The organism is Enterobacter dykesii (genome assembly GCF_008364625.2).
Classification (GTDB): Bacteria; Pseudomonadota; Gammaproteobacteria; order Enterobacterales; family Enterobacteriaceae; genus Enterobacter; species Enterobacter dykesii.
On the sequence record NZ_CP126604.1, the window covers coordinates 1,921,948 to 1,941,036 of the forward strand.

Here is a 19,089-nt window from a genome sequence, read left to right on the forward strand (position 1 = left end):
CGGCGGCGCTTCGCTTGCACGGGCCTACAGCGGCCCGGGATCACAGGCCGGGTAAGCGTCAGCGCCACCCGGCAATAAAAAACCCCTCATGCGAGGGGTTTTGCCGTTTACTGCTGCGGCGCTGCCGGTTCAGCCGGTTCCGGCATCCCCAGCGTAGGCATACCAAACATGCCGACGAAGTCTTCCAGCGGCATCTTGTCGCCGTTGAGCGTGACCTGGCCGTTGGCGTACTGCAGGCTGGTGGAGATCGTGTTGTTTTCCACTTTGGTAATGCGGAACATCTGGCCCATGGCCGACAGACCTTTCACCTGCTGGTTCGCCAGCTTGCCGGCGTCTTCATCGCCGTAGCCTTCCAGCTTCGCAATCTGGGTCATAAACTCGGTCGCCATATCCATCGGGATGGTCAGCTTGCTGTCGAGCGACTTCACGCTGCGATCCACTTCCTGCGCCAGCGTCTGCGGTTCACCCGTTGCGGTTGCCGGATCTTTCAGGAACAGCGACAGGTTGAAGCTGGTTTCGCCTTTGCTGTTTTTCCAGCTCAGCGGCGCAACGGTGACCACCGGCTCGCCTTTCAGCAGGATCGGCAGGTTGTTGAACAGTACCGCCATCGCCTGCTGCTGGTACACCTCAGGGTTCTGCTGAAGTGCGGCATCGGTCAGCAGCGCCTGGCTCTCTTTGCTGTATTTCTGGCTAAACTCGTGCCACGCCTGGCCGTCGATATTGCCGATCTTCAGCGACAGTTTGCCGGTGCCCAGATCCTGATTCTGCACCTTCAGGCTCTTCAGCGTGTAATCCAGCTGCGTGTTGATGCTCTTACCGTCTTTGGAAACGTCGGATTTGCCGTTGATGTCCATGCCTTCCAGCACGGCCATCTCTTTGCCTTCAACCGCAATGGCAACCTTGTCCAGAGACAGTTTTTGATCGCCGATACGCTCCTGGAAATCGGTCATTCGGCTGTTGCCGTCGGCCTTCAGGTTGTTGAAGGTGAGCTGAACCTTTTGGTTATATTCGTTCACGGCATTGACCAGGCCGCTTTCCGCTTCACCCGTCAGGGAGAACACGTTTCCGTCGCGGTCAGCGTCAAGTTTGAAGTGACCGCCGCTGAAGGCGACTTTCTCATTCTCTTTCTCGTAGTTCAGCGCTTTCAGAGCGATATCTGAACTTGTGTCACCGGCATAGCTGATGCGGGTATTAATGTCGAAAGGCGATTCATTCTTTGCCAGGTCAAACAGCGGTTTGGTGACGTCGTTATTCACCAGCACGGTATGAACGGACGCCATCGACGGGATCAGGTTAAAGGACTTCAGCTGCGCCAGCGGCAGCGGACCGTGGCTCACTACCTCGTCCAGCACCACGCTCTGGCCCGGTTTCAGCCAGCCATTTTCAGCACCGGCAACCGGCTTCACTACCAGCTGCATACGGCTGGTAAAGACGCCGCGATGATAGTTCTGGTAGCTCAGCTCAAGGCCCGCCTCCGGCGCGCTGCGCTTAATCTCTCCGTTAGCCTGCGCCACCATCTCAGCCAGACGGCCTTCCAGCTGTTTCCCGGTAAACCAGGAAGCACCCGTCCAGACCACGCCTAACGCTACAATCACTCCAACCGCTACGACCGATTTTTTCATTGCGACTATCCCTAAAATGAAACCAGGCGGTAAGAACCGCCCGGAGATATTAAGCCTGCAACTAGCTTAGCAAGAGTTGTTAAAAAATTCAGTAAGTGGTTAAAGCTTATTGAAAACGCGCGCCAGGCGACCGGTGCCGCTTACGCTGACCGGAGACTCACTGGCTGCAACGAATGCTGACTCACCGGGCTTAAGCACCAGACGCTGTTCACCTTTGTGCAGCGTCGCTTCGCCCTCCACGCAGAACAGGATCGCCGCGCTCTCCTGCGCGATGGCGGTTTCGGCCTGGCTCAGGTCGTGCAGGGAGAAGGCAAAATCCTCAACCGGAATCGGGAAGTCCAGCTCTGCGCCGTTTTTCACCGGCTGAGTCAGCAGCTCCGCGGCAGGTTTCGCCACGAACTTCACGTTGGCAACCAGCTCAGGAATATCGATGTATTTCGGCGTTAGGCCCGCGCGAAGCACGTTATCGGAGTTGGCCATCACCTCCAGCGCCACGCCCTGAAGGTAGGCGTGCGGGGTTTCCGCGAACAGGAACATCGCTTCGCCCGGATTCAGCTTCACCACGTTCAGCAGCAGAGGGGAGAACAGGCCGCTGTCGTCCGGGTAGAACCTGGAAATCAGACGAATAGTCTCCCAGGGTTCGCCCTGCTGGCTGCCCAGAGCCGCTTTCAGTACCGCCAGCGCGTGAGATTTCTCTTCATCCTGCATATTCAGCAGGCTGGCAAACAGCTGGCTGAGAGCGTCTGCGTTCGGGTTTTCAAGGAAATGCGCGATAGCTTTATGGGCCCCCGCGACCGGTTGCAGCAGAGAAACGATCTCTGAAAACTCGCGGAACGCATTCATCGCCAGAAACGGGGTCAGCGCAAAGACCAGCTCCGGCTTGTGGTTAGGATCTTTGTAGTTACGCTCGGCGGCGTCTAACGGAATACCCGCCGCGTTCTCTTTCGCAAAGCCGATTTCAGAGGCTTTCTTGTTCGGATGAACCTGGATGGAGAGCGGCTGGTCGGCGCACAGCACCTTGAACAGGAACGGCAATTCGCCGAAGCGCTGAGCCACCTTGTCGCCCAGCAGCGCGGCTGTATCGGCATCGATCACGTCACGCAGGCTGCGGACCTGGCCGCTGGCGTCTTCAATTTTTGAGCTGCTCTTCGGGTGCGCCCCCATCCACAGTTCTGCCATCGGCAGGTTGTTCGGGTTCGCGATACCGTAGAGATCCGTTAACGCAGTTTTACTTCCCCAGGCGTAGTTTTGCACTGAGTTAATGAGTTTTTGCATTATCAAGCCCTGATTCAATTATGGAATTAACTCCGGGTATTAAAGCAATAAACCTCATGGAAGTAACCTGTGGATGTAAAAAGTCGTACTAGTCTCAGTTTTTGTTAAAAAATTGTGTAGGATAAGCTGACTCGCTTTTAAGCCGGGCAGCGGAACATCTGCCCTGAATAAACAGACCGAAGCAGTAAGTGAGAGACCAATGTCGAATAAACCCTTCCATTATCAGGATCCTTTCCCCCTCAGTAAGGATCGGACCGAGTATTACCTGTTAACCCGCGATCACGTCTCCGTCTCTGAGTTTGAAGGACAAGAGATCCTCAAGGTGGATCCGCAGGCGCTGACGCTGCTGGCGCAGCACGCTTTCCACGACGCCTCGTTTATGCTGCGCCCAGCGCACCAGCAGCAGGTTGCCGATATCCTGAGCGACCCGCAGGCCAGTGAGAACGATAAATACGTAGCCCTGCAGTTCCTGCGTAACTCAGACATCGCGGCGAAAGGTGTTCTGCCAACCTGTCAGGATACCGGCACGGCTATCATCGTGGGTAAAAAAGGCCAGCGCGTCTGGACCGGCGGCGGTGACGAAGCGGCCCTGGCGCACGGCGTCTACAACACCTACACCGAAGATAACCTGCGCTACTCGCAAAACGCGGCGCTGGATATGTACAAAGAGGTCAATACCGGCACCAACCTGCCAGCACAGATCGATCTCTACAGCGTCGACGGTGACGAGTACAAATTCCTCTGTATCGCCAAAGGCGGCGGTTCAGCCAACAAAACCTATCTTTACCAGGAAACCAAGGCGCTGCTCACCCCGGGCAAGCTGAAAAATTACCTGGTTGAAAAGATGCGCACCCTGGGTACCGCGGCGTGCCCGCCGTACCATATCGCGTTTGTGATTGGCGGTACGTCGGCGGAAAGCACGCTGAAAACCGTCAAGCTGGCCTCAACCAAATACTACGACGGCCTGCCTACCGAGGGTAACGAGCACGGCCAGGCGTTCCGCGACGTGCAGCTTGAGCAGGAGCTTCTGGAAGAGGCGCGTAACCTGGGGCTCGGCGCGCAGTTTGGCGGCAAATACTTTGCCCACGACGTGCGCGTGATCCGTCTGCCGCGTCACGGTGCCTCCTGTCCGGTCGGGATGGGCGTGTCCTGCTCTGCGGATCGCAACATCAAGGCGAAGATCAACCGCGAAGGCGTGTGGATCGAAAAACTGGAAAACAACCCGGGCAAATACATTCCGGAAGAGCTGCGCAAAGCGGGTGAGGGTGAAGCGGTTCGCGTCGACCTGAACCGTCCGATGAAAGAGATTCTGGCGCAGCTTTCTCAGTATCCGGTCTCGACCCGTCTCTCCCTGAACGGCACGATCATCGTGGGCCGCGACATCGCGCACGCGAAGCTGAAAGAGCGTCTGGACAACGGCGAAGGGCTGCCGCAGTACATTAAAGATCACCCGATCTACTACGCAGGCCCGGCGAAAACGCCTGAAGGGTATGCATCCGGCTCGTTAGGCCCAACCACCGCAGGGCGTATGGACTCGTACGTAGACCAGCTGCAGGCCAACGGCGGCAGCATGATCATGCTGGCGAAAGGCAACCGCAGCCAGCAGGTGACGGATGCCTGCCACAAGCACGGCGGCTTCTACCTCGGCAGCATCGGCGGCCCGGCTGCGGTTCTGGCGCAGGGCAGCATTAAGAGCCTGGAGTGCGTGGAATACCCTGAACTGGGTATGGAGGCGATCTGGAAAATTGAAGTGGAAGACTTCCCGGCGTTTATCCTCGTGGATGACAAAGGCAACGACTTCTTCAAGCAGATCCAGTCGTCCCAGTGTTCGGCGTGCGTGAAGTAGTGCAGTAAATAGTCGGGTGGCGCAGTCGCCACCCGACACATTAAAGAGCGCACAAAGCGCCATAACGTTTCTCAGAAGTCATCAATACTTATCCCTTAAGCATGTGAGCAATCCCTCTTTTGTTATCAAGGAGAAAGTAATGACCACGGTACGCCATGAGAAAGACTCGATGGGCGCCATCGACGTCCCGGCCGACAAGCTTTGGGGCGCGCAAACCCAGCGTTCGCTGGAGCATTTCCGTATCTCGACTGAAAAAATGCCCGTCTCGCTGATTCAGGCGCTGGCGCTCACCAAACGCGCCGCCGCGAAAGTAAACCAGGATTTAGGCCTGCTGGCGGCAGACAAAGCCGCCGCCATCATCAACGCCGCCGACGAAGTGCTGGCGGGCAAGCATCCCGACGAATTCCCCCTCGCCATCTGGCAGACCGGTTCCGGCACCCAAAGCAACATGAACATGAACGAAGTGCTGGCGAACCGGGCCAGCGAACTGCTGGGCGGCGTGCGCGGCATGGAGCGTAAGGTTCATCCGAACGATGACGTCAATAAAAGCCAGAGTTCCAACGACGTCTTCCCGACGGCGATGCACGTGGCGGCGGTGATTGCTATCCGCGACCAGCTTATCCCGCAGCTTAACGTCCTGAAATCCACGCTCAACGAGAAAGCGCAGGCCTTCCGCGACATCGTCAAAATTGGCCGTACGCACCTGCAGGACGCCACGCCGCTGACGCTCGGCCAGGAGATTTCCGGCTGGGTGGCGATGCTGGAACATAACCTGAAGCACATTGAATACAGCCTGCCGCACCTCGCGGAGCTGGCGCTCGGCGGGACGGCGGTCGGGACCGGGTTAAATACCCATCCTGAATACGCGGTGCGCGTGGCGGAGGAATTGGCAAATATCACCGGGCAGCCGTTCGTCACGGCGCCCAACAAGTTCGAAGCGCTGGCAACCTGCGATGCGCTGGTCCACACCCACGGCGCGCTGAAAGGGCTGGCGGCTTCGCTGATGAAAATCGCTAACGACGTGCGCTGGCTGGCTTCGGGTCCGCGCTGCGGCATCGGTGAAATCAGCATCCCGGAAAACGAGCCGGGCAGCTCCATCATGCCGGGTAAAGTCAACCCGACCCAGTGCGAAGCCATGACCATGCTCTGCTGTCAGGTGATGGGCAACGACGTGGCCGTCAACCTGGGCGGTGCGTCCGGCAACTTCGAGCTGAACGTCTATCGCCCGATTGTGATCCACAACGTTCTGCAATCGATTCGTCTGCTGGCGGACGGCATGGAGAGCTTTAAGGAGCACTGCGCGGTAGGGATTGAGCCGAATCGCGAACGTATCAGCCAGTTGCTCAATGAATCCCTGATGCTGGTGACGGCGCTGAATACCCATATCGGCTACGACAAAGCCGCCGAGATCGCTAAAAAAGCGCATAAAGAGGGGCTGACGCTGAAAGCCTCCGCCCTGGCGCTGGGCTATCTGACGGAGGCGGAGTTCGACGCCTGGGTGCGCCCGGAAGCGATGGTCGGCAGCCTGAAATAGTCATCCCGCCACGTACAGGTGCAGCCGCGGAATAATTAGCTGTAGCGGCTGCGCCTGAGGTCTGTAACGGTGCTGGACATTGTCCGCATCGTAATTCAAAAGCTCACCAATATCCGGCACGATGGCCCCCTGGTCGGCATCATAGAGCGCAATCAGCGGCGTAGGGCAGGCATACTGAACCTGTTTTTGCTGGCCGGAATACCAGACGCGGGCGATAGGCTGTACCTTCACCGGACGCTTTATCTTGAGGCGCGCGTCCGCCGAAAGCGAGGCGATGCTGTGGTACTCCTGCTCCAGGCGCTCAATCCACTGCTCGCGCGACCACGGCGCGACGGTGCGCGGCGTCTTCAGGCTTTTTTCCAGTTGCGCCAGAATCTCATCCCGGGTGAAGTTTTTAATGATGTGCTTATTCGCCCAGCCGAAGCGCAGCGTGGCGGGGTGACGCAGTACCGTCAGCGTGCGATAGGCGTTCAGGGTAATCAGCCCCGGAAGCTGGCGGTGCACCCATTCAAACCGGGCGGCAGGGGCGAGGCCGGACTCTTCGGTGATGATCTTTTCAAAGGCCGCTTTCAGGGTGTTGATATGGGTAATCTGGCTTTCCAGCGCGTCGCGCGTTGTCGCATCAGTTTGCAGGCAGATCACGCCGGGCAGACGCACGGCCGCCTTACTGCTGCGGTTTTCTGACTGCTGCTGGATAAACAGGCGACGATAGTGTTTCAGCGCCAGCTCAAGAGCGGCGCTGCCGATGTGCTGTTCAACCGCGATGGTGTCCAGCGGGTCGTGCTCGGCCCCTTTGGCCACCTCGGGCAGGGTAAAGACGCGCGCGGCCAGCAGACGGCAGGTCTGCAAACGTTCGGTCAGGGTCAGGAGCTCGTGTTCTATTTCCCGAAACGTGCTGTTCAGCCGTTCGAGGAGATCGTAGGTCGCCATAAACACTCTCGTTAGTTACAACATACTTATCATATAGCACAGCACGCCGGGTCAGGCCAGCGTGCGGTTGAGGTCAGGCAGGGACGGGAAGGGCGATGTTATGGTATACCGGCCAGCTAAAGCAGAAGCGCGCGCCGCCGAGCTCGCTCTCTTCGCAATGCACCGTGCCGCCCATCGCCTGCGCGATAGAGTAGACAATTGCCAGCCCCAGACCACATCCTCCGGTGGCGCGATCGCGGCTCGGGTCAAGGCGGACAAACGGTTCAAACACGGTTTCTCGCGCTTCCGGAGCAATACCCGGACCGTCATCCTCCACCGTCAGGCTGGCCTGATTGCCCTGCAAATCCAGCCCAATCTGTAGCGTGCTTTCGCTGTAGCGCATGGCGTTGTTCATCAGATTGTCCAGCACGCGCTCCATCAGGCGCATATCGAGCGCGCCGTAATCACCCGGCGTGACCCGCATTAACAGCGTGCGCTGTGGGTTCACGCTCTGAACGTCATCGATGTGGGTTTGCAGCCAGGCGGGCAGGTCCGGCGTGCTGAGGTTCAGCTCGTTTTGCGGACGATCGAGGCGCGCGTAGGTCAGCAGCTCCTCAATCAGCGCCTCAAGCTGGCCGATGTCGCGGTTAAGCGCCTGAGACTCCGCGTCAGTCAGATTCTCGCTCATCTCCAGACGATAGCGCAGGCGAACCAGCGGCGTGCGCAGCTCGTGTGCAATCCCGTCGATCAGCTGCTTCTTACTGGCGATCAGGGCATTGATGTTATCGGCCATCTGGTTAAAGGCCACGCCCAGACGTTCAAAACTGGAACCGCTGTCGAAGTGAATGCGTTCGGTAAAGTGCCCCTCGCCAAAACGCTGCGCGGCGGATTCCAGCTTCAGCATGTCCTGCCAGTGCGGGCGCATCCAGATAAAGACCGGAAACGCGAGCGAAATGGCGATAAAGGCCATCAGCGCCATGTCCAGCAGGCGCATCTGGTGCAGATAATAGAGATAGGGCACCGGCCCTACGGCCAGCACGTAATGGCTGCGCGGAATGCGCTGGATAAAGGTGTATTTCTCATCCAGCGCGACGATGTCCCCGTCGCGCAGACGCTGCATGGCGGGCGGATCCAGCTCAAAATCTTTTAACGGCTCGATGCGTAAATCGAACGACAGATTCAGGTCCAGCTCTTTGAGGGTTTTCGCCCAGTCGTGCGGCGGGATCTCTCTCAGCTCGCTGCGCATCAGATAGAGCGAGCTTTTCATCAGGTCGTCCAGAGACTGTCTGCCCGCACGTTCGGCGGTAAATTTATACACCAGCCCGACCAGCATGGTCATGACCAGGAAGCAGACAAACAGCAAAAGATAAAACTGCACAAACAGCTTTTTCATTAAATATCACCGGGAAATCAAGTAATTAACTACTTTGTTTTTATCTTCAGGGGCACTATAGGGGCATTTGCATATCCGCCAAAGCGCTGATTCAGAAATGATACCTGATCGCTATCAAGAGCATTTATCCACGCAGAGTATACATGGAAGACCATCTCTGCATTCTCATGACCCATCTGATTCGCTATAAAAGCAGGATTAGCACCTGCCGACAACATCCAGCATGCGTATGTATGACGCAGCTGATACGGGCGTCTGCGGCGAATTCCCGATCGTCTTACCGTAATATCCCATAATGACACAATTGAACTGACTGAATAGTACGCAGCTTGCTTGCCTTTCTGAGGTCGAGGCATAAACACAAAGTGCAGTTTCTGCGTTTCCGTTTTACCGAACTCCCGGTGGTGAAAAGTGATTGGTACCTTAGGGGCACCCCCGGTAAGTTCCTTTTGAGCTCGCAAAGCTTCCAGAGCCGGCTCCAGTAACTTTATCGTCCGGTATCCAGCTTCGGTTTTGGGTGGTCCAAACAAGCCTTCCTGAGTTAGATTGCGCGCAATGTTGGCTTCGCCGGAATTAAGATCGATATCCTCCCAGGCAAGAGCGCAAAGCTCCCCGGGCCGAACGCCGGTGTAAGCAAAAAATTGCCACATGTTTTTCTGCTGAGCCGGAGCAGTCTCTTTCAACTGCTCAAACTCATGTCTCAGAAGTGGATCTGGTTTTGTTTGCCCTTTGCGAAGCCTTTTTATCCCGACATATGGTTGATATGAAATGACTTTATTTTTAACCGCATAGTCGAGGATTTGTCGCAGGATGGCCAGATAATAATCTACTGTTCTAACGGCGCGGCCGGTTTTATTTCTCCTCTTTTCGGGAGCATAGTTAGTCTCGCCAGTCAGTAATTCCTTTCTCCAGCCCAGAATGTCGCTGTTGGTGACGGCTGCAACCAGCGTTTCAGGGCCGATTAGTTTTGTTAACGTTCTTACAGCTATCCCATAGCTTCTTGTGGCATTGGGTGAGAGATCGATTTTATGGTTTTCATACCAGGTTGATGCAAGTTCGGCGAACGTCGTAATGTTTTTAGATGTATAAAACTTTGATGCCACCTTTGACTCCGGGAACATGCCCCGGTAGTCAAAAGTTCCCAGCTGAATCTCGCTTACAATTTTGGCCCTTAGATTCCCGGCTTTTTTGAGATTCGATGCATTTACGATCCATCCTTTCAATGTTTCTCGGCATCTAACGCCCTGAAACTTGAAACTTATTCGTATCTTATTGTTGTGGATCTCAACACCCGTTGGCATTGCAGCCATTATGCCTCCTTCACAAACCTGTTAATGTTTGGGATGTTGTACCAGACAAGTCCTCGCTCTTCGGAGCTGCTTCCATCCAATGGGATTCTCTTAAAATGAACACCTTCTACCCAGGAGGTTTGGCGATAGCTTTTAATCTGACGATCGGTAAGGCCTGTCTTCTCTTTTAGTTTTGAAGCAACGCCCCATTCTGAATCGTAAATTACCTGCGACATGGTTCACCTCAGGTAACCGGCATGAGTATAGATATGCCGGTCTGTAGTCGTTGATATTTCAGTTTCAGTTTGCCTGGCCGGGCAGGGAACGCAGTCGGCGCATGCCGGTCATTGCTGTGGCAACGTAGCTTGCCTTGCAGTTGACCACTTCAACCCAGACCTTCACGCCTTCCACTCTCACCGTATAAGTCTCTTTCATCTTGCTGCGCCCATAATCACCATATCTTTGCTGGTGGGCTGCGAGTGCGATTTCACATGCCTGGCGAGCTAAAGGGGATTGCTTACTGCCTCGATTAATCAGTCGCATTTCTTCTCCTTGAGGGAGGGTTTCCCCTCCCGATCTCGTTAGTCCACGTATTCCGGTTTCATATCCGCCAGGGTGATGCTGAACTGACCATGCAATTCGTCGCCCAGATGGCGTTTCGACGATGCAAGAACGCGCTCTACTTCTGCGAACTGCTCAGCTGCATCGGGCTCATCTGAAGGAGGCAAGGAATTGATGGCTGCTTCGACTTTGTTCCGTGCATCAACCAGGTAATAACGCTTCACGGCCTTGTTTTTCAGCTCAGTGAACAGGGCAGAACCCAGCGTTGCTTTCACGGTTTCAATATCTGCGCGCAGAGCTTTAGCGCTATCCACATCCTGAGCCGCCTCGATGCGGTCACGAAAATCATCAGCAAGTGCATCGATGTTTTGAGCTGATTCCTGAGCCGTTTGAGTGGTAGTGACGTTGTCACCTGAAATGTCGGCGAGGCTAACGTGCTGCACCGTTGCCGGGTTTACCTCTCGTTCTTCACGACGATCATCGAGCTCATCCGGGGTATAAACGCCCAGAATCACATCCGGGCAGAACAGTCTCGCCCAGCGTTTGACGGCCAGATACGCCAGCTGCTGGCGAGGGTCGTCAGCCCAAAGGGTAGAGTTTCGAGTTCGGGCCTGAGCCAGAAGTAAATCGAGTTTTCTTGGCTGATCTTCACCTTTCAGCGTTGCGCTGATAATGATGCCGATCCCAGCCTCGTCAGCCAGGGTCCAGCCCGGGACCCGGTACTCGCCTTTGTCGCCTTTACGGATATGGAATTTTCCAACAACCTTTTCCCATGGCCCGAACCAGTCGTATTCAAATCGGCTGACGCCTCGATGATGGCGATCCAGTGGTAGTTCTCGTCTTTGTTGACGAAAATCCAGAAGAACTGGTCCAGCGCCGCGGTCTCGCAATACATAGCCGCACTGAGGTGGTAGTCCCGGTCAATGATTTCCCGATGCAGCCTGGCGCGCAGGCTTTCCTGCTTCACATTCCACATGCTGATGGTTTTCAGGTCAGCACCGATGCGCACGCCGTCCAGTTCAATCTCGAGGTCAGGGCGTACACGCACTTCTAATCCGGTTTCGTCGTCGAAACCGAAATAGCTCACCTCAACGGCGCGGCTTGGATGTGTCAGCAGCATGCCGGCGGTCGGGTGCGCCAGGAGTGCAGACTGAATTGCTCGCGCTGTGGCAAGTTGCTGGCGGGTAACCAGAATCTTTTCGCCAGGGTTGTCGCGCCAGGCATCCAGCAGTTCGTCGGCGAATATGGCATCGGGCTTAACTGATTTAACCGCCTGGATCATGTCTGCTTTGCTGCCGGAGACTTTCAGCGGCGTCGGTTTCTGCGCTTCCTTCGACACCAGATCAGGATTGAGGATCGCTAATTGCTCGAGTAGTGCATCACGGCTGCCGCTGGTTTTTACAGGCGTCGGCAGGGTGGCGTTGTACTCTTTGATGCAAGCCTTCATTGCCGTTGCAGTCTGCTTCTGGCCTTCTTCAATACGCTGGTACTCAGCAGGGAGAGCCATATAGCTTTGAGCCGTTTCTTCCAGGCTGGCGCCAAGCGGCACTTGAGCGGGAAGGGATGCGTTATGTTTTTCAAGCAACGCTTTTATCTCGTCTGCACTCAGCAGCGCCGGCAGGCTGGCGTTGTACGCGTCGATGAACTCGCGCAGTGTTGCGGTGGTGGTGAAAGCGCCCTCCGGGATCTCAGGTTCTACGCTGAACTCTGCTTCGAGGTTTTCCGGCTGCAGTGCAAGGGCGTGCACCAGATTTCCCATATCCAGCACTTTGGATGCTGTGCGCGGGATGGTTTTAGCCACATGGCGCGCGTTGAAGTACATCAGGCTGACGCGAGCATCTTTAACCTGGGTTGAGCTAATACCGTTTGCTGCGTGATAAACGTCATTCGGCAGACCTTCGTAGCGGCCAGGCTCGAAGTAAGCCGGGTATTCGATTACTGGCTCTGACTGCTGCTCTTCTGGGGCTATAGAATCTGTCTGCGAATTAGCTGCATCAGTGCTTTCGCCCGGTGGTACCGAACCAACATCTTCGTCTTTCTCTGGCTTAGCCGTTTCCATCTGCACATCGCTGGTGGTCTCCGCTGTGTTTTCCGTTTTTTCGACTTCATTTGAGGGGATATCGATGACCGGGGCGGTATTTCCAACCATCAGACCATCGATGGAGAACACGCCGCTACCGAGATTTTCAACCTGCGGTTGTTCATCTGGGGCTTTTGTCTCAACTGCATGGGTAGGCAACGGCAGTAACTCCACAGCAGAGTTAAACTCAGCCGTCATGGTTTTATTAACGAACTCAAGATGAGCCGCTGGCGTGTGATGAATGTTCTCTGGAGCGATGCGGATCAGATTGAAGATTGCCGCACGGTTCACCGCCAGTACACCCGGCTGATTACGCAAGATGGCGCTCCATGATTTCCATGGTTCTTCTTTCTTAGCCACGATTTCTTTGGCGCGTCGTAATACGCTCGAAGGAATTTCGAAGTGGTGGAAGTCCATAGGCAGTAGGGCGCATGCGATCTCAAGATCGAGGGTGTCCAGAGTGTGATGCGCGCCTTCGCCGCGATCCGTTACATAGCCACCGTCGGCATTGGTACCAGAATTGCTGCGCTGAACATTACTGATGCGGTTTCCGGCAGCCCATTCGCGCGCCAGGATGCCGCGGTCAATGTAATCAGTCGCCGCCCAGATTCGGGTGAAACGGAGAACCAAAGCGAGTTCGTGGCGCTTCTCCTGGCTGAACACCTTGCGAATGGCGTCGGTATAGCGCCACAGGTCTTTGGTGTCGTAACCCTTAACCTCTTCGCAGTTTTCTGCCGCCAGCAGCAGGTTCTGGACATAGCTGTTGTCAGTGTCCATCTCCAGAGCGCTGATACCTTCGTATTCTTGGCGGGTTAAGTGGTGGCGCAGTTCGTTGGCGGTGAACTGGGCGAGTAGCTGCTTGCGGAACGGCATACGAACGACTGGATAACGTGTGGTTTCGTCATCATTCTCGTCAATCTGAATGCCGCTTTCATGTTCTGGAATCTGATCGGTTGAAGCATCGGCGTCGCTGGTGCTTTCTGATTTAAGAAGAGCAAGCTTGCCGCTTCTCCACTCTTCAACTAACTGATTGCGGTCGCCGGCATCTGCTCTCGCCCAGTCAGCCATAAATGATGCGATAATTTCAGTTTCGTGCGCTTCATCTGGCGCGAATACCTGCTTAATCGCCTGAACCAGTTTCCACTCAGCGTTCAGGCTGAATTCAGCAACTTCAGGGATGGCATTCTTCGCCAGCAGCAGGTTCTTGAGATAAGTGTTGCCTTCATCCAGTGACATTTCGCTGGCAGCCAGCTGCTGCTGTTTAGTGATATGTGACTGGTATTTGTCGCTGGTCAGATGGACGGCAAAACGGACCGCTGGAGTGCGGTTTTCAAGCGGGACACTCTCGACAGTAGCTTCGACTTTAACGGTCGGTTCCGGTGCGGCTGAGTTGTCCACGGGTCCAGTAGATTCAGCACCAGCCTTTGGCAGCCAGGTGCGTCCATCGTCCTGCAGTTCGTAGCGTTTGCACCAGGTGTAATCCACGGTGCTTTCTTCCGGGAGGTCGCTATACACCGGGAAATCGGTGCGAACCGGTTTGGCGTAATCCTTACCGCGTCCGGTTTCAATACCTGCATCTTCCAGCTCAACATCGAGCTGCAGGTTGGCACGGGCTTCTGATTTAGCAGTGAACCAAATCACTGCGTCTTCTTTGCCAGATTTCTGCGTAGCCTTAACTACATAGAAAAATTCCATGTGAGATCCTCTTTTTTGGATGTAAGATCCCTGGGCCAGAGATAGCGCCCATTGGGTGAACTTTGGTTTTTTAAGTAGTTTTCCGGTGTAACTTTGGTCGGGAGCACCGGACGTACGGGCCGCCTTGCGCGGCTTTTACGTTATGCCTCGTGGGCCATCTGGTCGTACAAAGCACAACGTTCAGAGCAGTATTCTTTTTCTTTGCGCGCCAGCTGTGCGCCCGCCGTTGCGATAGAGAAGGGTACTTTTGACTACTTCCCCCGGTTTAACCGGCTTGCCGCAGTAACCGCATTTCGTTGAGCTACACATCTGGATTCCCCTTTTGCGCCAGCAGGTAGCACAAGCGGCGAAGAATCACTTCGAACAAGTTAAGTTTTACGGCCTGCTGCCGTCCTGGTTTGCGTGCGAAATCAATCATTCTCACCCCTGTTTGCCTTATCGCCGGCCAGCGGAACGTTTACACCTGATGCGCGTTAATCTCTCCACCTCATCCGACTATTCGTATGCCGTCGGCGGCTACTTCGTGGGCGTCCTGCCTTGGTGGTTCGTGGTGCGTCTTGGTTAGTTAGATTAAATCACTGGTTTATACGTGTGTCAACTAAAGGTTAATGGCAATTGTAAATCTGAGGTTTATATTGCTGGTTTTCGTGACGTGTCTGCCGAATCGCAGGCAAAAAAATCCCGACGGAAAGGTCGGGATGGAGCGTTCTGGGCGTTAGTTTGGCGGAAGAGTTGAAGGGGGAGGGTAGAAAAAAACCGGCGCAGTGGCCGGATGCATTTATTCGAATGGGAGGTCTATTTGTCTCTGTGGATTCAGCTGTTTTTTTACATGCTCAATTTCGAATGAGGTTTTTATAGTATCACCAATCATGTATTGGGTTACCTTTAGGTCAACAAGCAACATATCGCCTTTAGAAAAGTTTAGGGTGTTGTTATCAATATCACTGATAAACTTCTGGTCTTTAATCTCAGCCAAAAAGCTACTGGCTCCATCCGAAAATCTCCATCGGCTGCCTTCATTAAAAGAAATGTTCTTAATCTGAAGGGCTTTCTCTACCGTGGACTCCGAGATTATTGATTCAGCAGGAAGCTCAACTTTGAAATAATGCGCCTCTTGTTTATCGATCGTCATGAACGTCAGTCCATCATCGACAGTGGAAGCAAAACTGTCGATACCTTCCTGCTCTAGCGGCTTGCATATAACTTCTTGCAATGAAGAACGAAGTTTAATGTTTCTATACAGTTCGATTACTTTGCTATCGAAAATTTCACTTTCGTCATCAACAAAGACTTCAATGTTGCTATCAGGCAGATTGTGTAACTTTTTAATTTCTCTTGGTCCGATCCATTTAACTAATTGGATCAGACCCTTGCAAATTTTTTCTCTGGGACCAGGGCAAAAACCAATTAAAGCAATAAGATTAGCGGCGGCTGTTACGGAATCGCCCGAAAAGAAATCAACTGCCTGTTTGAACCAAGATGTCGATGAGGCAATCAGATCTATTCCAAATGAGCCAGCTCTGAATGATGCATTAACCTTTACTGAAACAACGGTCTTGTTACCATAAACGGTTTTTCCGGCTTCCTCTAATGCATCTGACAGGGATAGGAGTGCAGGGGCAAGGTCACGCACGTTCATTTCGTGCGTCTCCAATGCTGGTCCGTCGTATACTATCCTGAACTTCATATCATTAGTTTCCGAATTGCTGCCTGCATCCATTATGGCACTCACCTGATCGCATATACAGTAAATTTACTTTTTACCCCGACACAATGCTTGATGCCGGATGGAAATCCCTACCGCTTCTCGATTGTAAGAGTCAATTGTACGTTTGCCGGTTATCAATCCTCCTGCGACCGGATCCGCCCCTTCATGTACTTCTCATACAGGTCATCCAGTTCTTTCAGGCGAATCGCGAATATGCGGAGCATGTTCTGCTGCTCTTCTTCGGGTAACTGGCGGTAGAGCTCCAGCAAGCGCTGTTCGTCTGGCTTAAGTCCGTCTTTTTCTCCAACGTCCTCACCAAGTAGCCATGCGACAGAAATGCCTACAGCGTCGGCTATGGCCAGTGCCGATTTCTTACTAATCACACCTTTTTTGAACCAGCCGTTTACGGCCTGAGGGGTGACTCCAGCTATTCGTGCCATGTCTGCTTTTGTAACGCCGCGATCAGTGATCTCAGTAAGGCGCTCTACCAGAACGAGGTTGGGTTCTTCTTTTCTCATAGGTTCATTGTAAATATTTGGTTTATACACACAATAAATCCATAGTTTGCATGATGTATAAATCTGTGGTTTACTTCTGCTATCAATAAGCAGGAGAAGCACATGTCCGCACTCGATAAAGCAATTAAAGCCGCTGGCTCAGCCAGAAAGCTCAGCATCGCGCTTGGTGTGACGAGTATGTCTGTAAGTCATTGGAAGAATCGTGACCAAGGGATCGTCCCACCAAGTTATATCTTCCCGATTTTCAAAATGACAGGCGTAACTCCCCACGAGCTGCGCCCCGACCTCTATCCAAACCCAACTGATGGTTTACCTAAACAGGAGCCTTAACAATGCAAGCTGTTTCATTTCAACAGAGTAGCAGAGCTTCCTCTAATCCAATGATATTCCCGTGTCATCAAAGCGAATCGGCAGAGCAGGATATTGATCACCGCGATATTTGTTCTGCAGTCCGGGCGTGGGCAGCGGTAGAAGGGCGCGTATCTGTTGCGCTTCAAATCCAAGACGCTGCAGAAGAACTTCAGCTTAATGGCGTGGACTTCTCAGGCCAGGCCGATGTCTGGAACGTGAAGCTGTTCCGCTGGCTGGACAACAAAGAAGACTCCGCATCTTACCGAAAGAACGTCGAACAGTTGGTGCCCGCGATCATGTCTGTATTACCGCTTCGGTACCGCGACCGCGTCGTTAAAAACGACTCCTTTGCCTACCGGATGGCCAGATTAGAAAAAGAGGTAAGTGAGGCGAAGCAAGCTCTGATGCTCGATGCACCGAAGAAGGAAAAGCTGAAGGAGTTAGGAGAGGGGATTTTTGAGATGTTCCGTGTCGATCCGGACCTTACTGCGCCGCTGCTGGCGATGGTCACAACCATGCTGGGGGCAATGTGAAGACTTCAGAAAAGGCGAAAGCCGGTCTGCGCTAACAGAACCGACTTTCAGGTGCAAAAACGGAGTGTAATTGCGGAGCTAAGTATGTCAAACACAGCTGAAATTATCAATTTCCCCCACAGAACCGAACAACCGGGAGGTCGTATGGCCGACCTGTCGAACGGGTATACCAAGGTCGCTAACGAAATCCAACAGCTCAAGCCTCGTCTGAGAATGTCAGGCCGGGAGTGGCAGTGTTTTGAGGCGGTGATCTGGCTTACCTACGGCTGGAACAAGAAACAGGACCGCGTTACGAACACGGTGATCGCTGAGCTTACAGGGCTGAGTGATTCGCATGTTTCTGATGCGCTCAAATCGCTCGCAGAACGCAAAATTATCTTCAGTCAAAAGCAGGGAGTGATGAAAACTGTCGGTATAAATACTGACCTTTCCGCCTGGGTTTTAGACAAACCGAAAACGGGAAAAGTCTTCCCGAAATCGGGAAAAGTGTTACCGAAAACGGGAAAAACCTTCCCGGAAACGGTAGACACCCAAGACTATAACAAAAACAATATTAAAATATCCTCGTCTCGGAATTCTGAAGAATCCCGAAACCAGAAAACTCAAAAGTTTCTCTCTCGCCATCCTGAAGCTGCCGCCGGGATATACACCCCTGCAGGTAAATCATGGGGATCCGCTGACGACCTCAAGGCCGCTCGCTGGATTTACGAAAGGCTTCTCACCGTCAACGCTTCGCTATCCGAACCAAACTGGGCTGAATGGGCAAACACCATCAGGCTGATGCGTGTTCAGGACAATCGTACTCACTACGAAATCTGCGACCTGTTCCAGTGGGCCAACAGGGATGAATTCTGGAAAGACAATATCCTGAGCCCTTCGAGTTTGCGCAAGCAGTGGGATCAACTCACAACCAAACGGCTGCGCGCAACCGGGGCGGCAAAGTCATCGCGGGGCGGCGTTGACCTGCATAACACCGACTGGATTGACGGGGTGCTGGAATGAAAAATCTTGCCGAGAGCATTCGCAATTTTGACAGGGAACAGGCTCGCCGCGTGGCGCACAACATGCCTGAGCAGTACACCGAACGCGAACAAACGCAGCAGGTGGCTCAGATTATCAACAGGCTGTTCGTACAGCTGGCAGCCGCGTTCCCGGCAAGCTTGGTTAATCGCAGCCAGGAAGACGTGAACGAGATCCGCCGTCAGTGGGTGCTGGCCTTCAAAGAAAACGGTATCACCACTCTGGAGCAGGTTGAAGCCGGCATGCGCATGGTGCGCCGTCAGGAACGCCCATACCTGCCTTCGCCAGGCCAGTTCATCAAGTGGTGCAGGGAAGGGCGCTGCGTGCTGGGGATCACCGTCACTGATGTGATGGCCGAATACTGGAAGTGGCGCAAGCTGGTGTTTCGGTACCCGAGCAGCGAGCAATATCCGTGGCCGAAGCCGGTTTATTACCACATCTGCCTTGAGCTGCGTCGCCGCGGAACTGATGGCCAACTGAGCAACAAAGAGCTTGAGCGTGAAGCTGGAGAAATACTGGGTATGTGGGAAAAGCGGGTGCTGGCCGGAAAGCCGATTCCGCCTATTCGTCGGGCGTTGGCTGCGCCAGTTGATCCGAAAGGGCCGACACCGGCGGAGCTTTTGAAAGCTAAATATCAGCGGATGAAAGCAGATGGCAGGGCATAGTGAGGAAATGGTCTGTTATGAGCGAGAAGCGGACTCTACCGTGGATTTTATCAACACTCAGGGATTGCTTTTAAAAATTGTTATCCAGTT

The 19,089-nt window shown here is 54.0% G+C and carries 17 protein-coding genes and 3 pseudogenes; 6 read left to right on the forward strand and 14 right to left on the reverse strand.

Going from position 1 to position 19,089, the window contains the following annotated elements:
- Positions 1-107: 107 nt before the first annotated feature.
- Together F0320_RS09220 and manA are read right to left on the reverse strand one after the other, a co-directional pair.
- Entirely contained in the window at positions 108-1,622 is a 1,515-nt protein-coding gene (locus F0320_RS09220) for a YdgA family protein (protein WP_126328366.1), read from the reverse strand.
- 99 nt (positions 1,623-1,721) lie between these two features.
- Positions 1,722-2,897 carry a mannose-6-phosphate isomerase gene (gene manA, locus F0320_RS09225; protein WP_126328367.1) on the reverse strand — a complete coding sequence of 392 codons (1,176 nt, stop codon included), beginning with the start codon at positions 2,895-2,897 and terminating at the stop codon, positions 1,722-1,724.
- A 199-nt stretch (positions 2,898-3,096) separates the two neighbouring features.
- Between manA and fumA the strand changes: the two genes are divergently transcribed.
- The gene (gene fumA, locus F0320_RS09230) at positions 3,097-4,743 is read left to right on the forward strand and encodes a class I fumarate hydratase FumA (protein ID WP_029740299.1); all 1,647 of its coding nucleotides are present in this window, start codon (positions 3,097-3,099) and stop codon (positions 4,741-4,743) included.
- Between the two features lie 139 nt (positions 4,744-4,882).
- Entirely contained in the window at positions 4,883-6,277 is a 1,395-nt protein-coding gene (fumC, locus tag F0320_RS09235; RefSeq protein ID WP_126328368.1) for a class II fumarate hydratase, read from the forward strand.
- Here fumC and tus read toward each other — a convergent pair whose 3' ends face one another.
- The 12 genes and pseudogenes from tus to F0320_RS09295 form a co-directional block, all read right to left on the reverse strand.
- Complete coding sequence (gene tus / locus F0320_RS09240) at positions 6,278-7,207, reverse strand: DNA replication terminus site-binding protein (RefSeq protein ID WP_126328369.1); 930 nt, start codon at positions 7,205-7,207, stop codon at positions 6,278-6,280.
- A 73-nt stretch (positions 7,208-7,280) separates the two neighbouring features.
- Entirely contained in the window at positions 7,281-8,579 is a 1,299-nt protein-coding gene (gene rstB, locus F0320_RS09245; protein WP_126328370.1) for a two-component system sensor histidine kinase RstB, read from the reverse strand.
- A 29-nt stretch (positions 8,580-8,608) separates the two neighbouring features.
- Positions 8,609-9,889 (reverse strand): site-specific integrase, encoded by a 1,281-nt coding sequence (locus F0320_RS09250; RefSeq protein ID WP_149323852.1) that lies wholly within the window; start codon positions 9,887-9,889, stop codon positions 8,609-8,611.
- Positions 9,889-10,104 carry an excisionase family protein gene (gene xisR / locus F0320_RS09255; RefSeq protein ID WP_047647992.1) on the reverse strand — a complete coding sequence of 72 codons (216 nt, stop codon included), beginning with the start codon at positions 10,102-10,104 and terminating at the stop codon, positions 9,889-9,891. The genes F0320_RS09250 and xisR overlap by 1 nt, the downstream gene beginning before the upstream one ends.
- 64 nt (positions 10,105-10,168) lie before the next feature.
- The gene (locus F0320_RS09260; RefSeq protein ID WP_020882485.1) at positions 10,169-10,411 is read right to left on the reverse strand and encodes a DUF4060 family protein; all 243 of its coding nucleotides are present in this window, start codon (positions 10,409-10,411) and stop codon (positions 10,169-10,171) included.
- 38 nt (positions 10,412-10,449) lie between these two features.
- Complete coding sequence (locus tag F0320_RS09265) at positions 10,450-10,944, reverse strand: DNA breaking-rejoining protein (protein ID WP_338031140.1); 495 nt, start codon at positions 10,942-10,944, stop codon at positions 10,450-10,452.
- Positions 10,945-11,175: pseudogene (locus F0320_RS09270) on the reverse strand (recombinase RecT); the annotation flags it as partial.
- A complete protein-coding gene (locus F0320_RS09275; RefSeq protein WP_240168053.1) occupies positions 11,085-14,204 on the reverse strand; it encodes a RecE family exodeoxyribonuclease in 3,120 nt (1,039 codons plus the stop codon). The pseudogene F0320_RS09270 and the gene F0320_RS09275, both read right to left, overlap by 91 nt.
- Positions 14,205-14,344: 140 nt before the next feature.
- Positions 14,345-14,513 (reverse strand): annotated as a pseudogene (locus tag F0320_RS09280) (YdaE family protein).
- Positions 14,506-14,661, reverse strand: a pseudogene (locus F0320_RS09285) (hypothetical protein); the annotation flags it as partial. The pseudogenes F0320_RS09285 and F0320_RS09280, both read right to left, overlap by 8 nt.
- Before the next feature lie 321 nt (positions 14,662-14,982).
- Complete coding sequence (locus F0320_RS09290) at positions 14,983-15,924, reverse strand: hypothetical protein (protein ID WP_149323851.1); 942 nt, start codon at positions 15,922-15,924, stop codon at positions 14,983-14,985.
- 122 nt (positions 15,925-16,046) lie between these two features.
- Positions 16,047-16,460, reverse strand: a complete 414-nt coding sequence (locus F0320_RS09295) for a helix-turn-helix domain-containing protein (RefSeq protein WP_073397240.1) — start codon at positions 16,458-16,460, stop codon at positions 16,047-16,049.
- A gap of 72 nt (positions 16,461-16,532) precedes the next feature.
- Here F0320_RS09295 and F0320_RS09300 point away from each other — a divergent pair, with 72 nt between their 5' ends.
- The 4 genes from F0320_RS09300 to F0320_RS09315 all read left to right on the forward strand — a co-directional run bounded on the left by F0320_RS09300 (position 16,533) and on the right by F0320_RS09315 (position 18,999).
- A complete protein-coding gene (locus F0320_RS09300; RefSeq protein ID WP_029882071.1) occupies positions 16,533-16,760 on the forward strand; it encodes a transcriptional regulator in 228 nt (75 codons plus the stop codon).
- A gap of 2 nt (positions 16,761-16,762) precedes the next feature.
- Complete coding sequence (locus F0320_RS09305; RefSeq protein WP_149323850.1) at positions 16,763-17,314, forward strand: toxin YdaT family protein; 552 nt, start codon at positions 16,763-16,765, stop codon at positions 17,312-17,314.
- 84 nt (positions 17,315-17,398) lie between these two features.
- Positions 17,399-18,316: a replication protein gene (locus F0320_RS09310; RefSeq protein ID WP_188032844.1), complete on the forward strand. Its 918-nt coding sequence runs from the start codon at positions 17,399-17,401 to the stop codon at positions 18,314-18,316.
- Positions 18,313-18,999 (forward strand): replication protein P, encoded by a 687-nt coding sequence (locus F0320_RS09315; protein WP_149323849.1) that lies wholly within the window; start codon positions 18,313-18,315, stop codon positions 18,997-18,999. Before F0320_RS09310 ends, F0320_RS09315 begins: the two co-directional genes overlap by 4 nt.
- Positions 19,000-19,089 lie beyond the last annotated feature (90 nt).